At 71.2% G+C, this 22,244-nt stretch carries 22 protein-coding genes and 2 pseudogenes; 18 read left to right on the top strand and 6 right to left on the bottom strand.

The window, feature by feature from the left end:
• Window positions 1-8 precede the first annotated feature (8 nt).
• Window positions 9-239, bottom strand: coding sequence for a hypothetical protein (locus ACWDEN_RS35600; protein WP_351603122.1), 231 nt, complete (start codon window positions 237-239; stop codon window positions 9-11).
• Window positions 236-850 (bottom strand): nucleotide-binding protein, encoded by a 615-nt coding sequence (locus ACWDEN_RS35595; RefSeq protein ID WP_450862042.1) that lies wholly within the window; start codon window positions 848-850, stop codon window positions 236-238. The genes ACWDEN_RS35600 and ACWDEN_RS35595 overlap by 4 nt, the downstream gene beginning before the upstream one ends.
• Before the next feature lie 255 nt (window positions 851-1,105).
• Between ACWDEN_RS35595 and ACWDEN_RS35590 the strand changes: the two genes are divergently transcribed.
• From ACWDEN_RS35590 to ACWDEN_RS35570, 5 genes are all read left to right on the top strand, one after another.
• The gene (locus tag ACWDEN_RS35590) at window positions 1,106-2,851 is read left to right on the top strand and encodes a TIGR03767 family metallophosphoesterase (RefSeq protein WP_450862040.1); all 1,746 of its coding nucleotides are present in this window, start codon (window positions 1,106-1,108) and stop codon (window positions 2,849-2,851) included.
• A gap of 92 nt (window positions 2,852-2,943) precedes the next feature.
• On the top strand, window positions 2,944-3,885 hold the full coding sequence (locus tag ACWDEN_RS35585) for a heavy metal-binding domain-containing protein (RefSeq protein WP_450862039.1): 942 nt from the start codon (window positions 2,944-2,946) through the stop codon (window positions 3,883-3,885).
• A 13-nt stretch (window positions 3,886-3,898) separates the two neighbouring features.
• Window positions 3,899-4,759: a heavy metal-binding domain-containing protein gene (locus tag ACWDEN_RS35580; protein WP_450862037.1), complete on the top strand. Its 861-nt coding sequence runs from the start codon at window positions 3,899-3,901 to the stop codon at window positions 4,757-4,759.
• A 51-nt stretch (window positions 4,760-4,810) separates the two neighbouring features.
• Window positions 4,811-5,248 carry a hypothetical protein gene (locus tag ACWDEN_RS35575; protein WP_450862036.1) on the top strand — a complete coding sequence of 146 codons (438 nt, stop codon included), beginning with the start codon at window positions 4,811-4,813 and terminating at the stop codon, window positions 5,246-5,248.
• A 78-nt stretch (window positions 5,249-5,326) separates the two neighbouring features.
• Window positions 5,327-5,452, top strand: a complete 126-nt coding sequence (locus tag ACWDEN_RS35570) for a hypothetical protein (RefSeq protein WP_450862034.1) — start codon at window positions 5,327-5,329, stop codon at window positions 5,450-5,452.
• A gap of 92 nt (window positions 5,453-5,544) precedes the next feature.
• On the opposite strand, the gene ACWDEN_RS35565 is transcribed toward ACWDEN_RS35570, so the two are convergent.
• Window positions 5,545-6,225 (bottom strand): substrate-binding domain-containing protein, encoded by a 681-nt coding sequence (locus ACWDEN_RS35565; protein WP_450862032.1) that lies wholly within the window; start codon window positions 6,223-6,225, stop codon window positions 5,545-5,547.
• Between the two features lie 74 nt (window positions 6,226-6,299).
• Window positions 6,300-7,382, bottom strand: a complete 1,083-nt coding sequence (locus ACWDEN_RS35560; RefSeq protein ID WP_351603136.1) for a DNA polymerase III subunit beta family protein — start codon at window positions 7,380-7,382, stop codon at window positions 6,300-6,302.
• 98 nt (window positions 7,383-7,480) lie between these two features.
• Here ACWDEN_RS35560 and ACWDEN_RS35555 point away from each other — a divergent pair, with 98 nt between their 5' ends.
• From ACWDEN_RS35555 to ACWDEN_RS35515, 9 genes and pseudogenes are all read left to right on the top strand, one after another.
• Entirely contained in the window at window positions 7,481-8,512 is a 1,032-nt protein-coding gene (locus tag ACWDEN_RS35555; protein WP_351603138.1) for a nucleotidyl transferase AbiEii/AbiGii toxin family protein, read from the top strand.
• Window positions 8,513-8,828: 316 nt separating this feature from the next.
• Window positions 8,829-10,886 (top strand): elongation factor G, encoded by a 2,058-nt coding sequence (gene fusA, locus ACWDEN_RS35550; RefSeq protein ID WP_450862029.1) that lies wholly within the window; start codon window positions 8,829-8,831, stop codon window positions 10,884-10,886.
• Window positions 10,887-11,309: 423 nt separating this feature from the next.
• Window positions 11,310-12,206 (top strand): MBL fold metallo-hydrolase, encoded by an 897-nt coding sequence (locus ACWDEN_RS35545; RefSeq protein ID WP_351603144.1) that lies wholly within the window; start codon window positions 11,310-11,312, stop codon window positions 12,204-12,206.
• A gap of 21 nt (window positions 12,207-12,227) precedes the next feature.
• Window positions 12,228-12,419, top strand: a pseudogene (locus ACWDEN_RS35540) (IS630 family transposase); the annotation flags it as partial.
• Window positions 12,420-12,779: 360 nt separating this feature from the next.
• The gene (locus ACWDEN_RS35535) at window positions 12,780-14,096 is read left to right on the top strand and encodes an ABC transporter substrate-binding protein (RefSeq protein WP_351603146.1); all 1,317 of its coding nucleotides are present in this window, start codon (window positions 12,780-12,782) and stop codon (window positions 14,094-14,096) included.
• Between the two features lie 8 nt (window positions 14,097-14,104).
• Entirely contained in the window at window positions 14,105-15,100 is a 996-nt protein-coding gene (locus tag ACWDEN_RS35530; RefSeq protein WP_351603148.1) for a carbohydrate ABC transporter permease, read from the top strand.
• Window positions 15,101-15,134: 34 nt separating this feature from the next.
• The gene (locus ACWDEN_RS35525; protein ID WP_351603324.1) at window positions 15,135-15,974 is read left to right on the top strand and encodes a carbohydrate ABC transporter permease; all 840 of its coding nucleotides are present in this window, start codon (window positions 15,135-15,137) and stop codon (window positions 15,972-15,974) included.
• Window positions 15,975-16,012: 38 nt separating this feature from the next.
• Window positions 16,013-17,377 carry a GH1 family beta-glucosidase gene (locus ACWDEN_RS35520; protein WP_351603150.1) on the top strand — a complete coding sequence of 455 codons (1,365 nt, stop codon included), beginning with the start codon at window positions 16,013-16,015 and terminating at the stop codon, window positions 17,375-17,377.
• Between the two features lie 164 nt (window positions 17,378-17,541).
• Window positions 17,542-18,210 carry a hypothetical protein gene (locus ACWDEN_RS35515; protein ID WP_351603152.1) on the top strand — a complete coding sequence of 223 codons (669 nt, stop codon included), beginning with the start codon at window positions 17,542-17,544 and terminating at the stop codon, window positions 18,208-18,210.
• 62 nt (window positions 18,211-18,272) lie between these two features.
• Here the strand turns inward: ACWDEN_RS35515 and ACWDEN_RS35510 are convergent, their stop codons facing one another.
• Window positions 18,273-18,788 (bottom strand): hypothetical protein, encoded by a 516-nt coding sequence (locus ACWDEN_RS35510; RefSeq protein ID WP_351603154.1) that lies wholly within the window; start codon window positions 18,786-18,788, stop codon window positions 18,273-18,275.
• A gap of 43 nt (window positions 18,789-18,831) precedes the next feature.
• Entirely contained in the window at window positions 18,832-19,293 is a 462-nt protein-coding gene (locus ACWDEN_RS35505; RefSeq protein ID WP_351603156.1) for an ATP-binding protein, read from the bottom strand.
• Between the two features lie 166 nt (window positions 19,294-19,459).
• Here ACWDEN_RS35505 and ACWDEN_RS35500 point away from each other — a divergent pair.
• From ACWDEN_RS35500 to ACWDEN_RS35485, 4 genes and pseudogenes are all read left to right on the top strand, one after another.
• Window positions 19,460-20,324, top strand: a pseudogene (locus ACWDEN_RS35500) (helix-turn-helix domain-containing protein).
• Window positions 20,321-20,506, top strand: a complete 186-nt coding sequence (locus tag ACWDEN_RS35495; protein WP_351603158.1) for a DUF397 domain-containing protein — start codon at window positions 20,321-20,323, stop codon at window positions 20,504-20,506. Before ACWDEN_RS35500 ends, ACWDEN_RS35495 begins: the two are co-directional and overlap by 4 nt.
• Window positions 20,507-20,733: 227 nt before the next feature.
• Window positions 20,734-21,351: a hypothetical protein gene (locus ACWDEN_RS35490; protein ID WP_450862024.1), complete on the top strand. Its 618-nt coding sequence runs from the start codon at window positions 20,734-20,736 to the stop codon at window positions 21,349-21,351.
• A 49-nt stretch (window positions 21,352-21,400) separates the two neighbouring features.
• Window positions 21,401-22,111 (top strand): YcnI family copper-binding membrane protein, encoded by a 711-nt coding sequence (locus ACWDEN_RS35485; protein WP_450862022.1) that lies wholly within the window; start codon window positions 21,401-21,403, stop codon window positions 22,109-22,111.
• The last annotated feature ends 133 nt before the right edge of the window (window positions 22,112-22,244 follow it).

Raw genomic sequence — 22,244 nt, 5'->3', positions numbered from 1 at the left:
AACCCGGGCTACCGGTCCTGCCTCAGCGGTCGCAGGACTGCCTCGCCGGCGCGCACGAGCGCGGACAGCGGTTGTCCGGCCCAGCCGGTGAGGTCACGGGCGAAGGCGAGGTCGAGCTCGATGGTCACCTTCACGTAGCGGGTGTCCAGCCGGGTGACTCTGGTGGGAGCGGAAGCGGGGGCGGTGGTGTCCGGTCGGCGCTGCAGCGCGGCTCGATAGGCGTCCTTGCGCTGGTTCACACCGTGTCCTGACGGCTGATGAGCTCCTCGGCGAGATCCATGTACGCGGTGCCCTTCACCTCGACGGGGCTGCCGAAGGACTGGGAGTACAGGTCGAGCCGTGGGATATGCGTGGACAGCACGTCGAAGCCCCGCTCGGTGAGGGCTTCGCGGGCGTCGGCATCGGGACCAGTACGCGTGGCGTCGGGACGATTCGTGCGGTTCAGCAGGACTGCGGCGCGGGCCGGGCGGGAGCGCAGGGACTGCATGTCGTCCATTTCGCGGTCGATGGGCGCCATGCGGTCCAGTTCGATCGGGGCCGGGGTCACGGGCACGATCCACTCGCTCGCGTACCGCATGACGCCCCGGGCGATGGGGGCGTGGTCCTCCAGCTGCGGGGCGTCGAACACCACGGCCCGTCGGCTGTCGAGAAAGTCGTTCACCCGCCGGTGTACGTCGCCCACCGGAAGAGCGAGCACGGGGAACGGAAAGCCGCCCGCCAGTTCGCTCCAACGCAGCGCGGAAGAGGCGGGGTCGCTGTCCACGAGCAGCGGTGACAGGCCCGACGCGTGCAGCGCGTGGGCCAACCAGACGGCGCTGGTCGTCTTCCCCACACCCGGTTTGAGGTTCACGAATGCATAGCTCAACGGCACAGGAGCCGACGCTAACGGCCGAACGCCGACGACCGCCGTTGACGCGGACCCACCGTGCAGGGTTCACCCTCCGGCACCGGTGAATCATCCCGGCGGGCTAACCTCGTCTCTTCTGTTTCCCCTCCGTTTCCCACCACACTCTGGACACACGCCTACTCGTCGGTAAGGCTGTCGCGGCGGACGCGTCCGGCGGTCGGACGCGAGGCTCAAGTGCCGTCAGCGACAGGGGGATTCATGAGCGGGATCAGTCGGCGTCGGTTCGTGACAGGGATGTCTTCGGCGGCCGCGACGGCCGCGCTGTGGCCGGTGCTGACACCGGGCCGGGCGCTGGCGCAGGACCAGGCCCTGGCGGCCACGGCGGCGCGAGCCGTACGCATCGACGGCACCACCCTCGAACAGGCCGCCACGCCCGTCGGCGACGGGGCGTACAAGCGGCTCGTGGCCGGCCCCGGCTGGCCCCTGGCGGTGCGCGCCGAACTGGCCGGCGCCGCATCCGGGCGCGACGACCGCCGTACCGGGCTCGCCTCCTTCGTGCAGTTCACCGACCTGCACCTGACGGACACCGAGTCACCGGTCCGGTTCGAGTACCTGGCGCGGTTCATCGACAGCGCGCATCGCCCGCAGGAGACGCTGACCGTGCGGGGCGCCGCATCGCTCGTCGAGCGCGTCAACGCGGTGGGCCAGGGCCCCTACACCGGGCTGCCGTTCAGCCTGGTCATGGCCACCGGCGACAACACCGACAACCACGAGCGGATCGAACTCGACTGGTACCTGACCGTCATGAGCGGCGGCCGCATCACCCCGAACAGCGGCGACCTCGCGCGCTACGAGGGCGTGCAGAACTCCGGCAGCGCGCAGTACTGGAACCCCGAGTCGTCCCTCCAGGACGCCTACAAGGCCAAGGGGCTGCCGCAGATCCCCGGTCTCCTGTCCGGCGCGATACGCCCCTTCGACGCGCCCGGCCTGACCGTCCCCTGGTACACCACGGTCGGCAACCACGACGACAGCACCGAGGGCAGCCTGCCCGACCTCGGCCTGCTGAACGATCTGTACACCGGCTCGCGCAAGGTCGAGGGCTGCGACGACGCGACCGCCGCCCAGCTCGCGGACGCCCTGCTGCACGACCCCGGCAAGGCCGTGATCCTGCTGAGCCGGCTGCTGACCAACGGCGGCTCCCTGCGCATGGTCACCCCCGACGAGCGCCGCCACCCGTTCACGCCCACCGAGTTCGCCAAGGCCCATCTGAACCCCGCGTACACCGGCGCCGGGCCCGTCGGCCACGGCTTCACCCAGGACTCGGCCGGCAGCGGACACCTCTACTACACCTTCGACCTCGCCGACGGCGTCCTCGGTATCAGCCTCGACACCACCAACCGGGCCGGATTCGCCGACGGTTCACTCGGCACCGGGCAGCTGAACTGGCTGGAGTCGGTCCTCAAGGCGCACAGCGGCCACTGGTACGACAGCGACGGCAGCGTGGTGCGCGGCGGGTCCGGCGGCCGCCTCGTCGTCGTCTTCAGCCACCACACCAGCGGCACGATGGGCAACCTGCTGCCCGACCCGTACAACCTCTTCGAGGGCCGCCACAGCGGCGACGAACTGGTCGCGCTGCTCCAGCGCTTCCCGAACGTCGTGGCCTGGGTGAACGGCCACACCCACACCAACCAGATCATCCCGCACGGCCACACCGTCCCCGAGCGCGCCTTCTGGGAGATCAACACCGCCTCCCACGTCGACTACCCGCACCACGCCCGGATCATCGAGATCGCGGACAACCAGGACGGCACGTTGTCGCTGTTCACCACGCTCATCGAGTCCGCGGCACCCTACGCGACCGACTTCACCGACACCTCCGACCGCGGTCTGGCCGCCCTCTACCGCGAGCTCGCCTACAACGACCCCTACGCCACCCCCGCCACCCGCATCGGGACAGCCGGCGACCACAACACGGAACTGCTGCTGACCAAGCCCGCGACGTAGCCGCCACCCGGCGGGTCCGGCGCCCCGGGGGCCGGGCATAGACTCGAACCGCTATGCCCTTGGACAGGGCACGGAGCGGGGAGTTGGTGTCCATGAGCGGGGAATGGACGGGGGCCGGGCTGCCCCCGGCGGCAGCCGCACGCATCGCGGAGGTGCGGAGCAGCGGAACATGGTCCTCGGCTCTGTCCACCGGTGAGTTCGCCGCACTGCGCGCCGTGGGGTTCGAGCCGGTGGGCCAGGTCATGGGCTCGGCCGTCTACCACGTGGGCCGCAGCGGCCGGTACTGGGGCTATCACGACTGCCTTTACGCGGGCGTGTGGTACGCCCCCGGCCGCACCTGCGCGCGCGTCGCCCTCTCCGGGCGCGGCGCCCCGTCCGCCGGTCTCGTGGAGGTGCTCGACCGCGCCCGTCGCTCGGCCCTGGACCGGATGACCGCGGAGTGTTCGGCCCTCGGCGGTGACGGCGTCGTCGCGGCGCAGCTGACGGTCGCGCCCTTCGCGGCGCAGCCCCACTGCCTGGAGTTCAAGGTGGTCGGGACCGCCGTGCGCGCGGCCGGAACGGTTCGGGCGCCGCAGCCGTTCACCTGCCACCTCGACGGCCAGGGGTTCGCGAAGCTGGTGACGGCCGGGTGGGTCCCCGTCGAGCTGCTGTACGGGATGTCCGTCGGCGTGTGCCACGACGACTACACCACCCGCGCACAGACGCGCTCGTGGAGCAACACCGAGGTCAGCGGCTGGAGCGACCTGGTTCAGGCGGTGCGCTCCGATGCCCGTGCGCACCTGGAGGGCCAGACGGGGCGGCGGGGCGGCGACGGTGTGATCCTCTCCGCGGGCCGTCTGCGCATCTGGGGCGAACCCTGCATGCGCAGCGGCAACAACGACCAGGAGGACCATGTGGCCGAGGCGACGCTGCTGGGCACCACCGTCGCCCGCTTCACGGCACGCCAGGAGCCGCCCCGCACACTCACCGTGATGCCGCTCGACCCGGAACGACGCCGGCGGACCATGCGCCGCACCGCCACCGAAATGCGATGAGGGGAACCTGTTCATGACCGTCTTCAACCCCGCCGATGGCACCCCCGGCGCCGCATCCGCCCAGGGCGTGCCCGCCGACGCGATGCGGCGGCTGGCCGAGCTGCAGCCGGGCAAGCCGGGTTCGATCTTCACCAGCGACCTGTCGGTCAATGAGTTCCTGCTGGTGCGCGAGGCGGGATTCCGGCCCATCGGCCTCGTCCTGGGCAGCTCGATCTACCACGTGGGCATCCAGCTGGGCCGCTGGGGCAAAAACCAGGAGCTGACGACGCTCAGCCAGGCGATGTACCACGCCCGTGAGCTGGCGATGACCCGCATGGAGGCGGAGGCGGCCCAGCTGGGCGCGGACGGCATCGTCGGCGTGCGGCTGAGCGTCGAGGCCCGTGAATTCGGCACCGACATCGCCGAGTTCATCGCGATCGGTACCGCCGTCAAGGCCGACCACCCGGCGCCGGGCGGCAACGGCGGCAGCTGGCGCAACCCCAAGGGGCAGCCGTTCACCTCGGACCTCAACGGCCAGGACTTCTGGACGCTCATCCGGGCCGGCTACGCCCCGCTGGGCATGGTGATGGGCACCTGCGTCTACCACATCGCGCACCAGCGGATGGGGCAGATGTTCTCCAACATCGGCAAGAACGTGGAGATCGAGCAGTTCACGCAGGCGCTGTACGACGCGCGGGAGCTGGCGATGACGCGGATGCAGCACGAGGCGGAGGAGCTGCGGGCGGAGGGCGTCGTCGGCGTACAGCTCAACGCGCACAACCACCGGTGGGGCGGTCACACCACCGAGTTCTTCGCGATCGGCACGGCCGTGCGGCCACTGCGCGAGGACCACGTCATCGAACGCCCGACGATGGTGCTCAGCCTGGACGGCTGAGCGCCCGGCCCAGCAGACCCGGCACGACCGCACACCACGAGAGGCCCCGCGATGACCTCGCCACACGACCCCGTCCCGTTCGAGCCCGACGGGGAGCCGGACTCCATCGACCTGCTGACGGCCGCGCTGCGCAGGGACGCCGCCGACATCGAGGTCTACGCCCAGGTGCTCACCGGGACCCTTTCGGAGGCGCTGCCGCCGGGTTCCGTCGCCGTGGAGCGCAAACGGCGCTTGGCCGACCGGCTCGCGGGGCGCGACGGTCGCATCGAGCGCGTCGAGGTCTTCCTCGGCGAGCAGCGTCTCGTGCTCGACCTGGCGGGGACGCATCCTCGGGGCGAGGTGTGCAAGGAGGTCCGCGGCGTGGTGCTCTCGCGGCGCCCGGTGGCGCTCGACGAGTGGATACGGGAGCTCGCGGTCGCGGTCGCGGCCCGCGCACAGTCCGACGCGCGGGCACGGGCGGCGCTGGAGCGGCTGCTGCTCGGGGAGTAGGGACCCGGGCCGACGGGGGGCACCCGTTCGCCGGCCCCGCGGGCGTGCCCCGGCCGGGACCGCGGAGCTGACGGCACGGTGCTCTCGCGGCGCCCGGTGGCGCTCGACGAGTGGATACGGGAGCTCGCGGTCGCGGTCGCGGCCCGCGCACAGTCCGACGCGCGGGCACGGGCGGCGCTGGAGCGGCTGCTGCTCGGGGAGTAGGGACCCGGGCCGACGGCGGTGTGCACCCGTTCGCCGGCCCCGCGGGCGTGCCCCGACCGGGACCGCGGAGCTGACGGCACGGTGCTCTCGGCTCACACCGGCCCCGCCGTGGTCTGCCCCACCTGGAGGGAACTGCGCAGCACCACGGTGCGCAACGGCCGCTCCTGCCCGGCGATCCGGTCCAGCAGCAGTCCGGCCGCCGTCCGCCCCAGGTCGTACGAGGGCACCTGGACCGTGGTCAGGCCGGGCTGGACCAGCGGCGCCCAGGGCACCTCGCCGAACGACACGACACCGATCCGCGGGGGTCGCAGGCCTGCCTCGCGCACCGCCTGCAGGGCCCCGACGGCCATCAGGTTGTTGGCCGCGAAGACCGCGTCCGGCCGCTGCGGCAACGCGAGCAGATCGGCCATGGCCGTGCGCCCGCCCTCGGACTTGAAGTCGGCGTGCCGGGTGTAGTCGCGCAACAGATTCATTTCCTTGGCGGGAGTACCCGGGTCGTCGTCCAGGAACTCCTGGAGTGCCCTGCGGTAGCCGGCGAGCCGTTCCTCGGCGGTGGAGGCGCCCCGCGGGCCGGTGATGCAGGCGATCCGCCGGTAGCCGCGGGCCAGCAGGTGTTTCGTGGCGGCCGCACCGCCCTCCTCGTTGTCCACCAGTACGGCGTCCACCCCGGCCCCGCGGGGGCGGCGGTCCACCGCGACCACCGGTATGCCGCGGCTCTGCAGGGCGGACACGTCGGCGATGTCGTGCACCTGGATGGCGATGTGATCCAACATGCGCCAACCCTGCATCACGGCAGGGAAGTTGTCGTCGGCTTTTCCGCCGGGCGCTCCCCGGCCGAGGACACGTTCTAGTCCTCGAGACGGACCGGCATGAGGATCGAGAACGTGTGCTCGTCGTCGGGCCGGCGGATCGCCAGCGGTGCCGTGGGGGCGCCGACTTCCAGGACCAGCTCGCTGCGGGCACCGGCGGCGAGCGCGTCCAGCAGGAACTCCCGGTTGACGCCGACGTTTTCCTGGTCGTCCTGGCCGTCCTCGCAGAGGGTCACCGTGCCGTCGTCCGCGAACCTGAGCACGCTGACGTCGTAGGACTCGCCGTCCTGCTCGCGCATCTGGCTCGCGCGGACCGGCCCGGTCTCCAGTGCCCTGCGGAAAGCGGCGACATCGACGAGCGCCCGGCGGCCGGCCGGCGGGCGAACCAGGCGGCGGTAGTCGGGGAAGTCGTGGTCGAGGCAGGGGCCGGCCGCCTGACGGTCGGCGGACTCCAGCGACACGCGGCCACCGTCCACGGTGAGCCGCGCCGGCTCCTCGCCCCGCAGCAGTGCCCGCATCGCATCGGCGAGCGGCAGCGGCACGAGGGCCTGCACGCGCGGCCCGTCGTGCCCCGTCGCAGCGGCCCGCGCGACCGCCATCCGGTAGCGGTCGGTGGCCGCCAGGGTCAGTTCGCCTCCCTCCAGGTCGAACAGGATTCCGCCGAGCATCGGCAGATCCGGGTCCGTACCGGCCGCGAAACGGACCGCGTCCAGCGCGGCGGCCAGCTCCTGCGCGGGGACGGACGGCCGGGCGGTGGTGCTGCGGAGTGCGGTCATGGGGTTCTCCCTGCGGTCGAGGAGGTCTCGGAGTGTGGAGAGCTCGCTGCGGGCGTCGGCCAGGCCCAGTTCGAGGCGGCGCAGGTGCGCCTGGAAGAGCCCGCGGACCAGGTCCGTGTCCGCCCCGGACCAGCCGGCCAGGACCAGCCGGATGTCCGCGAGGGGCATGCCGGCCCGGCGCAGACGGGCCAGCAACCGGGCTTCCTCGAACTGCTCCGGCTCGTACCAGCGGTAGCCGCTGACCGGGTCCACCCAAGCCGGAACCAGTACACCGGCACGGTCGTAGAACCGAAGCGCGCTCACGCTCAGTCCGCTGTCCCGGGCCATCTCTCCGATGCCGCGCATCTCGCTCTCCACACCCCGAACTCTGAGGCCTCGACAAGGTCGAGGGTCAACCTGGGCCCGGAAACGTCTTGTCAGTGGCGAGCGTTACGGTCTCCCATGTGACTCCAGACCGACGCCAGGGCGGGCCCGACCGGACGACGCATCCCCGACGCGCGGCGCTGGACCACGTCCTGCGACTGGTCGCGGACGCGCCGTGGAGCGGAACCCTGGTCCTGCGCGGCAGCATGGTCATGCCGGCCTGGCTGGGGGACGCGGCGCGCCAACCGGCCGATCTGGACTGGGTGGTGCTGGAGGAGCCCGCCGGGGTCGACGCGCTGGACCCTTTTCCGTACGTCGACCGGATCGACGTCGTGCAGCAGTGGCCCGAGGCCGCCGACGGCGCCGCACGCTACGAGATGTGGACGTACGAGGAGTTCGACACCGGCGGACAGCGGCCCGTGCTCCCGCCCGAAGGGCTGCACTGGCTGTCTGAGGAGGACGCGGCGGACACCGGACCCCCGTACGCCGACCTGCTCGAACGCGTGGCCCGGCACCCCGAGGCCGCCCCCGGTCTCCTCCTCGACGCGGACAACGCACGCGTCGACGGCACCTGGACCTACGCCGAGTACGACACGCCGGGTGTGCGCCTGCTCATCCCCTGGCGCGCGGACGGCCTGCCACCCGGCGAGGCGCGCCTGGACTTCGCCCGCGACGAACGACTGCCCGAGCCCCCGGTGTGGACGCTGATACCGCGCGGCGACGGCGGAAGCCCCGTCCCGGTGCGCACGGCGAGCCGTGAGCTGTCCCTGGCCTGGAAGCTGCTGTGGCTGCACACCGACAGCCGGGACGGACGCCGCGCACAGGGCAAGGACCTGTACGACGCGGTCCTCCTCGCCGAGGCCCAGGACACCCTGCCGCTTCCGCCGCGCCTGCTGCGGAAGGTCTTCGACGGGGCGGCGACCGCCGCGGACCCGCATGCCCTCGACCCGGCCGCGGTGCTCCGGTGGGACGTGGACTGGACCGCGTTCCAGGAGCGGCACCCCGCCGTGCGGGGAACGGCGGAGGACTGGCTCCGCCGCCTGGCCGGGGCACTGCCTCCGCTCACCGGGGAACGAGCCTTCCACACGCCTCCGATACCCCATGCGCGCTGACGTACCGCGAAAATCACGTGCCCCGGCCGCGTCCGTCTCGTACCTTCATGCCGTACCGAGCGCCGCCAGGACCGTACGGCGGCGCTGTCGTCCGACACAGAGGGGAGCCCGGCCGTGCACGCACGCACCGCTGTCGTCGCTCCCCGTTCCCGGTACGAGGTGATCCTCGTGTCCTCTGTCGGCCGGTGCCCGCTGCGCGGCCGGCACCGGAGACCCGTGACGCCCCGCTGAACCCCGGACGCACGGGTGATCGCGCTGCCCTTTTCCCCGATCCAGGCCTCTACGTCAGGCCTGATCCGCAGAAAGGCCCTGGGCCGTGCGCACGAACACCACCACCCTCGCCGCGATCCGCAACCTCGGCATCCTCGCCCACGTCGACGCGGGCAAGACCACCGTCACCGAGCGGATCCTGTACGCGACGGGCACCACCCACAAGCGGGGCGAGGTGCACGACGGCACCACCGTCACCGACTTCGACCCGCAGGAACGCGACCGCGGCATCACCATCTTCGCCGCCGCCGTCAGCTGCGCCTGGGACGGACACCGGATCAACCTCATCGACACCCCCGGCCACGTCGACTTCGCCGACGAGGTCGAGCGCTCACTGCGCGTCCTGGACGGTGCGGTCGCCGTGTTCGACGCCGTCGCCGGCGTCGAGCCGCAGAGCGAGTCGGTGTGGCGGCAGGCGGACCGGCACGGCGTGCCGCGCATCGCGTTCGTCAACAAGATGGACCGGGCGGGCGCCGACCTGGACCGGGCCGTCGAGTCCATCCGGCAGCGACTGCACCCCGTACCGCTCGTCGTCCAGCTTCCCATCGGCGCGGAGGACGGGTTCACGGGTGTCGTGGACCTCGTACGGATGCGTGCGCTGGTCTGGGCCGACGGCTCGGGTACGGCCGTGGAGGGGCCCGTGCCCGAGTCGCTGAGCGAGGAGGCGGTACGGCGGCGACGGGCGCTGGAGGAGACCGTGGCGGAGCTGCACCCGGCCGCCCTGGAGGAGTTCTACGACCGGGAGACGCTCGGCGCCGACACCCTCGCCGCCACCCTGCGGGACCTCACCCGCACCGGGGACGGCGTGGTCGTCCTGTGCGGCTCCGCCTACCGCAACCGCGGCGTCGAGCCGCTGCTCGACGCGGTCGTGGCCTATCTGCCCTCACCGCTGGACGTCCCCGCCGTACGGGGTGTCCACGAGGGCTCGGAGCAGGAGCGCGCCGCCGACCCCGAAGTGCCGTTCTCGGGGCTCGTGTTCAAGGTGAACGCGGGCGCCACCGGGCGGCTGGCCTACGTGCGCGTGTACTCGGGCACCGTCGAGAAGGGAGACACCGTGTGGGACCCGGGCACCGGGCGCACCGAGCGCGTGGCGCGCATCCTGCGGGTCATGGCGGACCGGCACGCCCAGCTGGAGAGGGCGGTCGCCGGTGACATCGTCGCGCTCGCGGGGGTGAAGTCGGCGCGGGCCGGCTCCACGCTGTGCGATCCCGGAGCCCCGCTGCTCCTGGAACCGCCCGTGTCCGCCGAGCCCGTGGTGTCGGTCGCGGTCGAGGCCCGGCGCGCCACGGACACCGGCCGGCTGGCGACGGCGCTGGCGCGGCTGGCCGAGGAGGACCCCTCGCTGGTGGTGCGCACCGACGCCGAGACCGGGCAGACCGTGCTGTCCGGGATGGGCGAACTGCACCTGGAGGTCGCGGTGGAGAAGATCCGCCGCGACGGGGGACCGGAGGTCACCGTGGGCCGGCCGCGGGTCGCCTACCGGGAGACGGTCGTCGAGACGGTCACCGGGTTCGTGTACCGGCACGTCAAACAGGACGGCGGGGCGGGGCAGTTCGCCCATGTCGTGCTGGACGTGGAACCTCTCGGGCCCGAAGTCGGCGCCACCGGCTTCGAGTTCCGCTCCTTCGTGGTCGGCGGCCATGTGCCGCAGGAGTACGTGCGCGCCGTCGAGGCCGGGTGCCGGGACGCGCTCGCCGAGGGGCCGCTGGACGGGCACCCGGTGACCGGGCTGCGGGTCACGCTCACCGACGGCTCCACCCATGTGAAGGACTCCTCCGACACGGCCTTCCGCACCGCCGGCCGGCTCGGGCTCCGCCAGGCCCTGCGCGCCTGCGCGACGGCCCTGCTGGAACCGGTCGCCGAGGTCACGGTGACCGTGCCGGAGGATGCCGTCGGCTCGGTCCTCGGCGACCTGGCGGCCCGGCGTGCCCGGGTCGGCGGCTCCGAGACCCGTGGCGGCGCGGCCGTACTGACCGCGACCGTGCCACTGGCCGAACTGTTCGGCTACGCCACCCGGTTGCGCAGCCGCACCCAGGGCCGCGGCACCTTCACGACCCGCCCGGCCGGTTATGCCCCGGCGCCGCGACCGGTCCAGGTCCACTAGCGGGTTGGGGCCCGCACCACCAGCCGACGCGGCGGGTGGTGCGGGCCCCTCGGGAGACGCGTGAGTTCACGGCGCCCGACGGCGTGACCTCGCGCGGGGCGCTGTACGTTCCCGACCGGCCAGATCGAGGAGTGGCGGCGCGCCATCAGCTGCCTGGAGTCGCGCCCGCGAGATCATCGGGCTGGGCGACGCGTTCGATGGCCTGGGCTGCGACGGCCACGTCGAAGACGCCGAGTTCGGCCTGAAGGCCGGAAGCGGTGCCGGGGTGTGAACGGCGCTGCGGCGATTGCGTGGACGGTGACGCCACGTGACCGTAACGGTCGCGGACCCGAACAAGGCGACGCCGAATGCGTCGAGCAGACGAACATCTTCGTTGACGAGAACGAACTCCTTCTCCGGAGAGAACAGAGGAACGACGAAAATATGCGGACTTCCCCCGCCCCTGTCCCGTCCTGGACCGTGGGCGACATCACCGTCCACCGCATCGACGAGACTCTCCTGCCGCCCGCTACCGGACCGTGGCTGCTGCCCGACGCCACCCCCGAGGTGGTGGCCGGCCAGGACTGGCTGCAGCCTCAATTCGCCGACCACGAAGGCATCCTGCGCCTCGACAGCCACAGCTTCGCGTTCGTCGTCGACGGGCTGCGTGTTCTCGTCGACACCGGCATCGGCAACGGCAAGGAGCGGGCCAACCCGGCCTGGCACAACCTGCACACCGACTTCCTTGAGCGCCTCACCGACGGCGGTTTCGCCCCGGACTCCGTCGACCTGGTGATCCTCACCCACCTGCACGCCGACCACGTCGGCTGGAACACGCGGGAGGTCGACGGCGAATGGGTCCCCTCCTTCCCCGACGCCCGCTACCTCACCTCCCGCACCGAGCGGGAGTTCTGGGCCACGTACGACATGGACGAGCCGCGCGCACAGATGTTCCGCGACTCCGTGATCCCGGTCGAGCAGGCGGGTCTGCTGGACCTCGTCGACGTCCCGGCCGCGGGCGTGGAAATCGCCCCGGGCCTACGCCTGACGCCGACGCCCGGCCACACCCCCGGCCACGTCGCCGTCGAGCTGACCAGCCGGGGCGAGAAGGCGCTGATCACCGGCGACTGCATCCACCACCCGGTCCAGCTCGCCCACCCCGCCATCGGGGCCTGTGTCGACATCGACCCGCAGCAGTCCGAGGCCACGCGCCGCCGACTGCTCGGCTCCCTGGCCGACACGGACACCCTCGTCCTCGGCACCCACTTCGCGCCTCCCACAGCCGGCCGCGTGATCACAGCAGGGGACGCCTACCGGCTGCTGCCCGTCCCCGCAGCCTGACGGGCCGTCCTTCCCGCCCGAGTGCGGCCGCCGCGGCCCGTACGCGGACTGACCGATCAGGAGAGGCAGAAACTGCAGCACGTCGTGCGCCGGGGCAGCACCAGATCGGTGCGCTGCCGGCGCGCGATGGTGCTGTCGGCTTCGGCCGGTGGGAACCGGGTGCCGGTGATCGCCCAGCCGGCGCAGGCCGGCCGGTCGCCGGCCCAGCGCGTGCCGCCTCATCGGCCCGTCGGCACACAACCGTTGCAGAACGGCGCTCCGGCTCTCCCGCCGCAGGTCAGGCGCCGTACGACTGCCCAACGCCGCCACCCGGCCCCCCTGTTCTCCGGCGTTTCTCCGTGCTTTTCCGGCCTGTTCGGCCCTTCGACGCTGCCGGATCTCTTGACGAGCGTTTCCCGGGAGGTTTAACTCACGTCCTAAATTAAGCCATGAGGGGCTTCGGGGGCCGAACGGGTCCTCGCCGGCCCTCGCCGGCCCTCGCCGGTCCGCGCGGGTCGTCGAGGACCGGCGCGGGCGTCGGCTTCCGTGAGCGACCTCGAGGTTCTCGACTCCCGGAAAGGGACACCAGGAGCCATGCGCAGCATCCGAGCCGCGGCCACAGGCGCCGTCACCCTGTCTCTCGTCCTCGCGGCCACGGCCTGCGGAGGCGGCTCGTCCAGCGGCGGTGGGTCCAACGACTCGCCGAAGACGCTGACGTACTGGGCCTCCAACCAGGGCGCCAGCATCGCCGTCGACCAGCAGGTCCTCCAGCCCGAACTCGACAAGTTCCAGAAGCAGACCGGGATCAAGGTGAAGCTGGAGGTCGTGCCCTGGACCGACCTGCTCAACCGGATCCTCACCGCGACCACCTCGGGTCAGGGCCCGGACGTGCTGAACATCGGCAACACCTGGAGCGCCTCCCTGCAGGCGACCGGCGCCCTGCTGCCCTGGGACACGGGGAACTTCGCCAAGATCGGCGGCAAGGACCGGTTCGTCGACTCCGCGCTCGGCTCGACCGGCGCGGCGGGCAAGGACCCCGCCGCGGTCCCGCTCTACTCGATGGCGTACGCCCTCTACTACAACAAGAAGATCTTCGCCGACGCCGGGATCACGCAACCACCGGCCACCTGGGCCGAGTTGATCGCCGACGGCAAGAAGATACAGGCCAAGGGCAAGTCCGCGCTCGGCGCCGAGGGCTCGAACCCGGCGGAGAACATCCACCACGTCTTCGTCTTCGCCAAGCAGCGCGGCGCCGACTTCTTCACCGCCGACGGCAAGCCGGACTTCACCGCCCCCAAGGTGGTGGACGCGGTGCAGAGTTACGTCGACCTCATGGCCAAGGACAAGGTCATCCCGACCGGCGACGCCGAGTACGCGCAGAACCAGTCCGTCAGCGACTTCGCCAAGGGCAAGCAGGCCATGCTGCTGTGGCAGTCCGCCTCCGCCAACCTCAAGTCCCAGGGCATGAGCGAGGACGCCTACGGCATCGCGCCCGTCCCGGTGATCTCCGGCACCCCCGGCCCCGGTACCCAGGTCGACTCGATGGTCGCCGGCATCAACCTCGCCGTCTTCAAGAACACCCACAACCTCGACGGCGCCACGAAGTTCGTGAAGTTCATGACCTCCGACGAGGAGCAGAAGATCCTCAACAAGGCCTACAGCACCATCCCGCCCGTGAAGTCCGCACAGGCGGACGCGGCCTTCAGCACACCTGCCAACACCGTGCTGAAGAACACCTTCACCACCAGCGCGGCCGCACTGCCGCAGGTCGCGTCCGAGTCGCAGTTCGAGACGGCGGTCGGTACGGCCGTCAAGGACCTGTTCGCCGACGCCGCCGCCGGGCGCGCGGTGACCACCGACTCGGTCAAGGCCGCGCTGCAGAAGGCCCAGCAGCAGATGCCGGCGGCGTGAGCGGGACCATGACGACGACCACCGCCTTCAAGGAGCCGGTGCGGCACACCACCCCCGGTACGGCGGCGCGCGGACCGCGCCGCCGTACCGGGCGGCTGCGCCGCGTCTCCCTGCCGTATCTGCTGCTCCTGCCCGCCCTGCTGCTCGAACTCCTCGTCCACCTGGTGCCGATGGTCATCGGCATCGTGATGAGCTTCAAGGAGCTCACCCAGTTCTACATCCGCGACTGGAGCACCGCCCCCTGGTCCGGCCTCGGCAACTACAAGGCGTCGGTGAACTTCGACGCGCCCGTCGGCCAGGCCCTGCTGCACTCGTTCTTCGTCACCGTCGGCTTCACCCTGCTGTCGGTCGGCCTGTGCTGGCTGATCGGCACCGCCGCCGCGGTCTTCATGCAGGACACCTTCCGCGGCCGCGGCCTGCTCCGGGCCCTGTTCCTGGTGCCGTACGCCCTGCCGGTCTACGCGGCCGTCATCACCTGGGTGTTCATGTTCCAGCACGACAACGGCCTGGTGAACCACGTCCTGCACGACCAGCTGCACCTCACCGGCAAACCGTCGTTCTGGCTGATCGGCGACAACAGCTTCTACGCCCTGCTCACCGTGTCGGTGTGGAAGGGCTGGCCGTTCGCCTTCCTCATCGTGATGGCCGGACTGCAGAACATCCCCCGGGAGCTGTACGAGGCCGCCGCGCTGGACGGCGCCGGGATGTGGCAGCAGGTCCGCCGCATCACCCTGCCGTCCCTGCGCCCGGTCAACCAGGTCCTGGTGCTGGTCCTCTTCCTGTGGACGTTCAACGACTTCAACACGCCGTACGTGCTGTTCGGCAAGTCCGCCCCCGAGGCCGCCGACCTCATCTCGGTCCACATCTACCAGGCGTCCTTCGTCACCTGGAACTTCGGCACCGGTTCCGCCATGTCCGTCCTGCTGCTGCTCTTCCTGCTCGTCGTGACGGGCGGGTACCTGCTGTTCACCTCGCGCGGACGGAGGGCCGCCGCCGATGTCTAGCCCGCCCCTCGCCTCACCGACGCGCAACTCGCCCATGGCGCCCCCGCGTTCCTTCATCTGGTCCCGCCGGATCTTCCTCACCCTGCTCACCGGATTCGTGCTGGTCCCGGTGTACGTGATGGTCTCCAGCTCGCTGAAGCCGCTCGCGGACGTCACCGGCAGGTTCCGCTGGCTGCCCAGCGGGCTCACCATCCGGCCGTACATCGACATCTGGTCGACGGTCCCGCTCGCGAAGTACTTCGTGAACTCGCTGATCGTGGCGGGCGCGGCGACGGTCTGCTCGGTGGTCATCGCCGTGTTCGCGGCCTACGCCGTCAGCCGCTACGACTTCCGCGGCAAGCGGGTCTTCACGGTGACGGTCCTGTCGACGCAGATGTTCCCGGGCATCCTCTTCCTCCTCCCGCTGTTCCTGATCTACGTCGACATCGGCAACGCCACCGGCATCGCCCTGTTCGGCTCCCGCGGCGGCCTGATCCTCACCTACCTCACCTTCTCCCTCCCCTTCTCCATCTGGATGCTGATCGGGTACTTCGACTCGGTGCCGCGCGACCTGGACGAGGCGGCCCTGGTGGACGGCTGCGGCCCGCTCGGCGCGCTGCTCAGGATCGTCGTACCGGCGGCGGTCCCCGGCATCGTCGCGGTCGCCGTCTACGCCTTCATGACCGCCTGGGGCGAGGTGCTCTTCGCGTCCGTCATGACCAACGACACCACCCGCACCCTCGCCGTCGGCCTCCAGGGCTACTCCACCCTCAACGACGTCTACTGGAACCAGATCATGGCCGCCTCGCTGGTCGTCAGCGTGCCCGTGGTCGCCGGGTTCCTCCTCCTGCAGCGCTATCTCGTCGCCGGTCTGACGGCAGGCGCCGTCAAGTGACCCGAGTGACCAACACCCCGCATTCCGAAGGGACTTCCGTGTCCGAACGCATCGACCTCGCCGCACTCCCGCACGACTTCCTGTGGGGCACGGCCACCGCGGCGTACCAGATCGAGGGGGCCGTCGCCGAGGACGGCCGTACGCCCTCGATCTGGGACACCTTCTCGCACACCCCGGGGAAGATCGCGAACGGCGACACCGGAGACGTCGCCTGCGACCACTACCACCGCTGGCGCGAGGACATCGGCCTGATGCGGCAACTCGGCGTCAACGCCTACCGGTTGTCGGTGGCCTGGCCGCGCGTCGTCCCCGGCGGCACGGGCCCGGTGAACCCCAAGGGCCTGGCCTTCTACGACGAGCTCGTGGACGCCCTGCTGGAGGCCGGCATCACCCCGTCCGTCACCCTCTACCACTGGGACCTGCCGCAGGTCCTCCAGGACCGCGGCGGCTGGCCCGAGCGGGACACCGCCTTCGCGCTCGCCGAGTACGCCTCGGCCGTCGCCGCCCGCCTCGGCGACCGCGTGAAGCTCTGGACGACCCTCAACGAGCCCAGCTGCTCGGCCTGGATCGGCCACCTGGAGGGCAAGATGGCCCCGGGCTGGACGGACCTCACCGCCGCCGTACGCGCATCCGTCCATCTGCTGCTGGGCCACGGCCTCGCCACCCAGGCGATCCGTGCCGCCGCGCCCGGCGCCCAGGTCGGCATCGTCAACAACCTCTCCACCGTGCACGCGGCCACCGACCGCCCCGAGGACATCGCGGCCGCCCGCCGCCACGACGGCCATGTCAACCGCTGGTGGCTCGACCCGGTGCACGGCCGCGGTTTCCCGGCCGACATGGTGGAGACGTACGGCACCGAACTCCCGCTCTACTCGGGCGACTTGGCGACCATCGCGACCCCGCTGGACTGGCTCGGCCTGAACTACTACTTCCCCGCGCACGTCGCCGACGCCCCCGACGCCCCGGCGCCGTACGTCCGCGCTGTGCGCCGCGAGGGCGTACCGCGCACCGGCATGGACTGGGAGATCGACGCGAACGGCATCGAGACGCTGCTGCTGCGGCTCACCGAGGACTACGGCGCCCGGAAGATCCACGTCACCGAAAATGGTTCCGCCTTCCCGGACGTGGTCCGCCCCGACGGCAGCATCGACGATCCCGAACGCCAGGACTACCTGGAGCGCCACCTCGCCGCCTGCGCCTCCGCCGCCCGCAAGGGCGCCCCCCTCGCCGGCTACTTCGCCTGGTCCCTGCTGGACAACTTCGAGTGGGCCTACGGCTACGACAAGCGCTTCGGCCTGGTCCACGTCGACTACCGCACCCAGGTGCGCACGATCAAGGGCAGCGGCCACCGGTACGCCGACCTCGTCCGCACCCACCGCGGCCAGACCCGCCGGGCCGCCTGAGCCGGGCCCGGCCGACGGGCCGGTGGGCACGGTACCGGCCGCCCGAATGCCTGGGCGGCCGGTACGGCTCACGGTCGGTTTCCTCGCCGGCCCGGCTCAACCCGCACGAGCCGTTCCGAGGCTCGGTAGCGTGTGGGCCAGGAGTGAGGAGAGGGGTCGGCGCGATGACGGACGGCTTGGGGTGGATCGGCGAGCACTGGTACAGCGGTGCGATCGTCAAGGACGGGATGCTCTCGGACATCTGCCTCACGACGGTGCGGGGCGTGGACCCGGTGGACTTCGTGGTCCGCCTCGGCGCGGACCGCCGCACGGCCGAACGGCCCGCACTCTTCAAGGACTTCGACAGGCTGAGCGTGGACCCGGGCGACAGTGTGGCGATGTTCGGCCGCAGCGGCGAGTGGGCGTACGTCCTGGAGGTCGAGCGGTCCACCTGGCACCTCATCGTCCTCGACCGGCTGGGCCAGGACACCCTGGTGGGTCAGGGGGACGAACTCATCTGCCTGGATCGCTTTCTGCACGAGTCCCCGTGGGTGTACTACGGCGACGCAGCCGGCGAAATGAGGTCCATCGAGCCCGGCGAGAGCCTGCTGGAGACCGCGTTCCCGCTCACGGACCGGCTCGGGGCGTTCGCCGCACTGGATGCGGCCATGCGCCAGGCCGGGGCGGTGCGGGAGACCTTCCCCGGCTGCGAGGACCCCGAGGACGAGGACGAGGACGAGGAGTTGGCGAGGCGGCTGTTCGGTGCGGTGGGCGAACATCTCGGGCTGTCGCTGCCGCGTCGGGAGATCGAGCAGGGGCTGCTGCCCGCGGTGCACCTGCCCTCGCCCCTGTGAACCGGTAGCGGCGGGGCCGCCGCGCCCTCTCGGCGCGGCGGCCCACTCTCAGCAAAGCGATGCTATTGGTTGTTCGCGGTCATGGTGCACTTCACGGTCGTGCTGTCATCGGAGCACGCCGCGCTCATGTTCGTGTTCAGCCAGTACGGGTCCCGGTCGAGCAGACGCTGGTTCGCGTTGAAGGTCGCGAACCCGGCCATCGAACCGCTGTTGTCGCTTCCGGAGATCGCGGAACGTCCGCAGACCTCCTTCCAGGTCGGCACGAGGCCGTCGATGTTGAACAGGTGCACGGCGCCGTCCTGCTTGCTCGCAAGGGTGTTGTAGGTGGAGTTGAACGCGTACTCATCGCAGTTCGGCTTGTCCGTCGTACCGTTGAGGGCGCTGGTGTCGCCGTTGGCCGCCGCCCATCCGGTGGGGCAGATCACGGTCCGGTTGCCGCTGATGTCGCCGTCGGGCAGGAAGCACAGCGGCTTGCTGTCGGCCTGGCTGCCGGGGTGGTTGGCCAGCTTGTGCTGGATCAGCCAGGCGTGTGACGCGGCCTGCGGGTACTTCGCCGCGTTGAAGGTGTAGGTCGCCACGTAGTTGTGGAACAGCTGGGGGCTGAACAGGGTGGAGATGCAGTCACCGGACGCCGGGACAGCCTGGTCGGCGGAGGTCGAGTTCCGCCCAGACCGTCTTGCCGGCGGGCGGGTACGGTTCCGTGCCCCAGCGGTCGGCGAGGGCGGTGACGAGGAGGAGGCCGCGGCCCGACTCGGCCTCCTCCTCCGGCCGGACTGCCGTGGTAGGTGCGGGGAGTTGGTCGCCGCGTGCGTCGCTGACCGCGATGCGCAGCATTCCGGCGGCGGCGTCGAGGGTGAGGGCGAGGCGGAAGTCCCGGCCCTGGACCCTGCCGTGAAGGGCCGCGTTGGCGGCGAACTCGGCGACGATCTGCTCGGCGCGTTGCATGACGGTGGGTGATACCTCCCAGGCGCGGAGCTGTTCGGTGGCGAGCAGCCGGGCCAGGCGTGCGCCTCTGCGGGTGGACGACAACAACTGGGAGAACGTGTGCAGGGCCGCCGGGAGTTGGGGCACGGGGGTCTTCATGGGGCCACCGTGACGGGCGCGCGGGTGTGTGAGCCAGGGGTGCGGCCCGTACGGTGCGTCAGCGTACGGGCACGATCGGTGGACGGTACGGGGATCATGCCGTCACTCTGGGTGCTGTCGGGCGCGGGGCGCAGCACGGTACGTACGCACCTGGAGGTGGCCGGGGATGGCTGTTGGCGCGAGTGAGGTCGAGGACGTCGCGGTCTGCGAGGCGGAGCGGGAGCCGGACCCCTCCGACAGTCTGCGCACGTTCGGGGCGGTCGTCCAGGCCCTGAGGGAGCATGCGGGGCTCAGTAGGGCGGAGTTCGCGGAGCTGGTCCGGTTCTCCAAACACACGGTGGAGTCCGTGGAGTTGGGGAGGCGGATGCCGGACGAGTCCTTCGTGGAGCGGGCGGAGGAGGCGCTGGGCAACACCGGGGCGCTGAGGAGGGCGGCGAAGTTCCTGACGCGGGGGGGAGGCGGGGCTGGCGGCCTGGTTCCGGCGGTGGGCGAGGCTGGAGAAGGTGGCGGTGAGTCTGTGTACGTATGAGTGCCGGTTGGTGCCGGGGCTTTTGCAGTCGGAGGGGTACATGCGTGCTCTCTGCGAGAACGACATCCCACCTCTCTCGGATGACGCGTTGGAGACGACAGTTCAGGCGCGGTTGGAGCGGCAACGGTTGCTGGCAGAGCGCCCGAACACCGCCTTTGACTTCATCGTTGAAGAGGCAGTGTTCATGCGCCGTCTCGGCGGCTTGGACGTGACCCGCAACCTGATCAACCACGTCCTGGAGGCCATTGCGCCGAGGAACGTTACGCTTCAGATCATGCCTGCGAACGCCGAGCACCACGCATGCATGGCTGGGCCGATCCAGCTGTTGGAGACCGCTGACGGCAGTTGGCGTGGGTACTCCGAAGGGCAAGAGAACGGCCGCTTGATCGCTGACCCAAAACAGGTCAGCCGACTGCACATGCGCTATGCAAGACTGCGCTCGCAGGCCCTCTCCCCGAAGGACTCCGTGGGCCTACTGGAGCGGATGCGAGGAGCGCTATGACCACGTCCGAACTCGACTGGTTCAAGTCCAGCTACAGCAGCGCACAGGGGGACAGCTGCATCGAGGTCGCCGTCACCGAGCAGGCCGTGCACGTGCGCGACTCCAAGGACGTCACGCGCCCCGACTTCGCCGTCGGCCGGGACGGCTGGGCGCGGTTCGTGCGATACGCGGCCGCGCGCTGAAGCGGACTTGAGGCGTGCCGGTGGCTCCCGTCAGCGGGGCCAACGGTACGCCTCTACTGAGCGCGAGGCCGTGGATGGTCGGCTCACACACCTCCGTGAAACTCCTGTCACCCCGCGTACGTGCGTCGCGCCGCGGGTGAGGAGCTGAGGTTCCCGGCCCAGAGCGATGTGAATGAACCGGGCACCGCCTGCCCACGTATCACCCAACCGTGGCAGGATCCCTCACCGTGAGCGCGTCCCCGGCGGTGAGAGGTCTGCGTGCCGTGGTGTTCGCCGCGGTGTGTGTGCTGCTCGCCGCCGCCGGGCACGGGCTCGCCATGGGGGACATGCCGCCGCTGTGGGCGGATGCGGCCGCCTTCGCCGCCGTGGTTGCGCTCGGCTGGGTGCTCGGCGCACGGGAGCGGTCGCAGGCCGGTATCGGCGTGGCCATGCTGCTCACCCAGGCCGGGCTGCACCTCGGCTTCGACGCCGCCCACCCCGCTGCCGGGCGCGCGGCCATGCCCGGCCGCAGCATGGCCTCGATGCACGCCCACGCGGCGACCATGAGTGACGTCCACGCGAGCGCGCACGCGCACCTCACCGCCCACGCCACCGCCGCCCATTTCCTCGCCGCGCTGGCCGCCTCCTGGTGGCTGCGGCGGGGCGAGGCCGCGTTGTGGTCCTTGCTGCGTCGCGCCGGCGCGCTCGTCCCCGGCCTCGTCGCCTGGTGGCGTGATACCCCCCTGCCCGCCCCTGTCGATCACGCCCCACGCGTGCCGACGGCCCCCCGACCGCCCTGCCTGACCCTCCTGCGGCACGCGGTCAGCAGACGCGGACCCCCGACCCCGATCCCGTACTCGCTCTGACACCTGTCCGCACGGTTCACCTGTCACTCGTACGGAGATCGACTCACCCATGTCCGCATCACGTCTCACCGCGCGCCGCGTCGGCGCTGTTGCCGCCCTCGCCGCCGCGACAGTCCTGTTCGCCGCCGGTGCCGCCTCCGCGCACGTCACCGTCCACCCCGACAGCTACGCCAAGGGAGCCACCGACGGCGTGCTGACCTTCCGTGTCCCCAACGAGGAGGACACGGCCTCCACGACCAAGGTGCAGGTCTTCCTGCCCACCGACCACCCCGTGCTCGGCGTGCTCGTGCACCCGCAGGACGGCTGGACCGCCAAGGTCACCACCACCAAGCTCAAGACTCCGGTCAAGACCGACGACGGAACCATCACCGAGGCCGCGTCCGAGATCACCTTCAGCGGTGGCAGGATCGGCGCCGGGCAGTACGAGGACTTCAACGTAGCCTTCGGTCAACTGCCCGATGACACCGGTCAGTTGGTTTTCAAGACCCTGCAGACCTACTCCGACGGCAAGGTCGTGCGCTGGATCGAGGAGCCGGCCGGCGGCGGCGAGCCCGAGAACCCGGCCCCGGTGCTCAAGCTGGCGGCCGGTGACGCGAGCGGCGCTCCGTCGTCGGCCAAGACCGCTGCCGCCACCGCCAAGGCCGCCGGCGCCGCCGACTCCACGGCCCGCGGGCTCGGCATCGCCGGACTGGTCGCCGGTGTCCTCGGCCTCGCGGCAGCCGCCTTCGCGGTCGTACGGAGCCGCTCCGCACGGCCGTAACCCGCCAAGTCACGGCTGAGGGCCCGGACCGGCGACCGGACGCTGTTGGTTAATTCGGGCCCGTGCGTGACGTCGGCTCCCAAGACCTGGTTGTGGTCTTGGGAGCCGACGTTGTCGTATGGGGTGGGTGTCG

Source organism: Streptomyces sp. NPDC001153, from assembly GCF_053598315.1.
The sequence above is the reverse complement of the archived record's forward strand: the minus strand, read 5'-3'. Positions and strand labels throughout refer to the sequence as shown.

What these genes read in the sequence shown, in the direction of transcription:
- ACWDEN_RS35525 (WP_351603324.1), top strand. Translation starts at nt 15,135, where the DNA reads ATGGCGCCCCCGCGTTCCTTCATCTGGTCCCGCCGGATCTTCCTCACC.
- ACWDEN_RS35535 (WP_351603146.1), top strand. Translation starts at nt 12,780, where the DNA reads ATGCGCAGCATCCGAGCCGCGGCCACAGGCGCCGTCACCCTGTCTCTC.
- ACWDEN_RS35530 (WP_351603148.1), top strand. Translation starts at nt 14,105, where the DNA reads ATGACGACGACCACCGCCTTCAAGGAGCCGGTGCGGCACACCACCCCC.
- ACWDEN_RS35580 (WP_450862037.1), top strand. Translation starts at nt 3,899, where the DNA reads ATGACCGTCTTCAACCCCGCCGATGGCACCCCCGGCGCCGCATCCGCC.
- ACWDEN_RS35495 (WP_351603158.1), top strand. Translation starts at nt 20,321, where the DNA reads ATGACCACGTCCGAACTCGACTGGTTCAAGTCCAGCTACAGCAGCGCA.
- ACWDEN_RS35565 (WP_450862032.1), bottom strand. Translation starts at nt 6,225, where the DNA reads ATGTTGGATCACATCGCCATCCAGGTGCACGACATCGCCGACGTGTCC.
- ACWDEN_RS35515 (WP_351603152.1), top strand. Translation starts at nt 17,542, where the DNA reads ATGACGGACGGCTTGGGGTGGATCGGCGAGCACTGGTACAGCGGTGCG.
- ACWDEN_RS35590 (WP_450862040.1), top strand. Translation starts at nt 1,106, where the DNA reads ATGAGCGGGATCAGTCGGCGTCGGTTCGTGACAGGGATGTCTTCGGCG.
- ACWDEN_RS35505 (WP_351603156.1), bottom strand. Translation starts at nt 19,293, where the DNA reads ATGAAGACCCCCGTGCCCCAACTCCCGGCGGCCCTGCACACGTTCTCC.
- ACWDEN_RS35545 (WP_351603144.1), top strand. Translation starts at nt 11,310, where the DNA reads ATGCGGACTTCCCCCGCCCCTGTCCCGTCCTGGACCGTGGGCGACATC.
- ACWDEN_RS35575 (WP_450862036.1), top strand. Translation starts at nt 4,811, where the DNA reads ATGACCTCGCCACACGACCCCGTCCCGTTCGAGCCCGACGGGGAGCCG.
- ACWDEN_RS35485 (WP_450862022.1), top strand. Translation starts at nt 21,401, where the DNA reads ATGTCCGCATCACGTCTCACCGCGCGCCGCGTCGGCGCTGTTGCCGCC.
- ACWDEN_RS35560 (WP_351603136.1), bottom strand. Translation starts at nt 7,382, where the DNA reads ATGCGCGGCATCGGAGAGATGGCCCGGGACAGCGGACTGAGCGTGAGC.
- ACWDEN_RS35585 (WP_450862039.1), top strand. Translation starts at nt 2,944, where the DNA reads ATGAGCGGGGAATGGACGGGGGCCGGGCTGCCCCCGGCGGCAGCCGCA.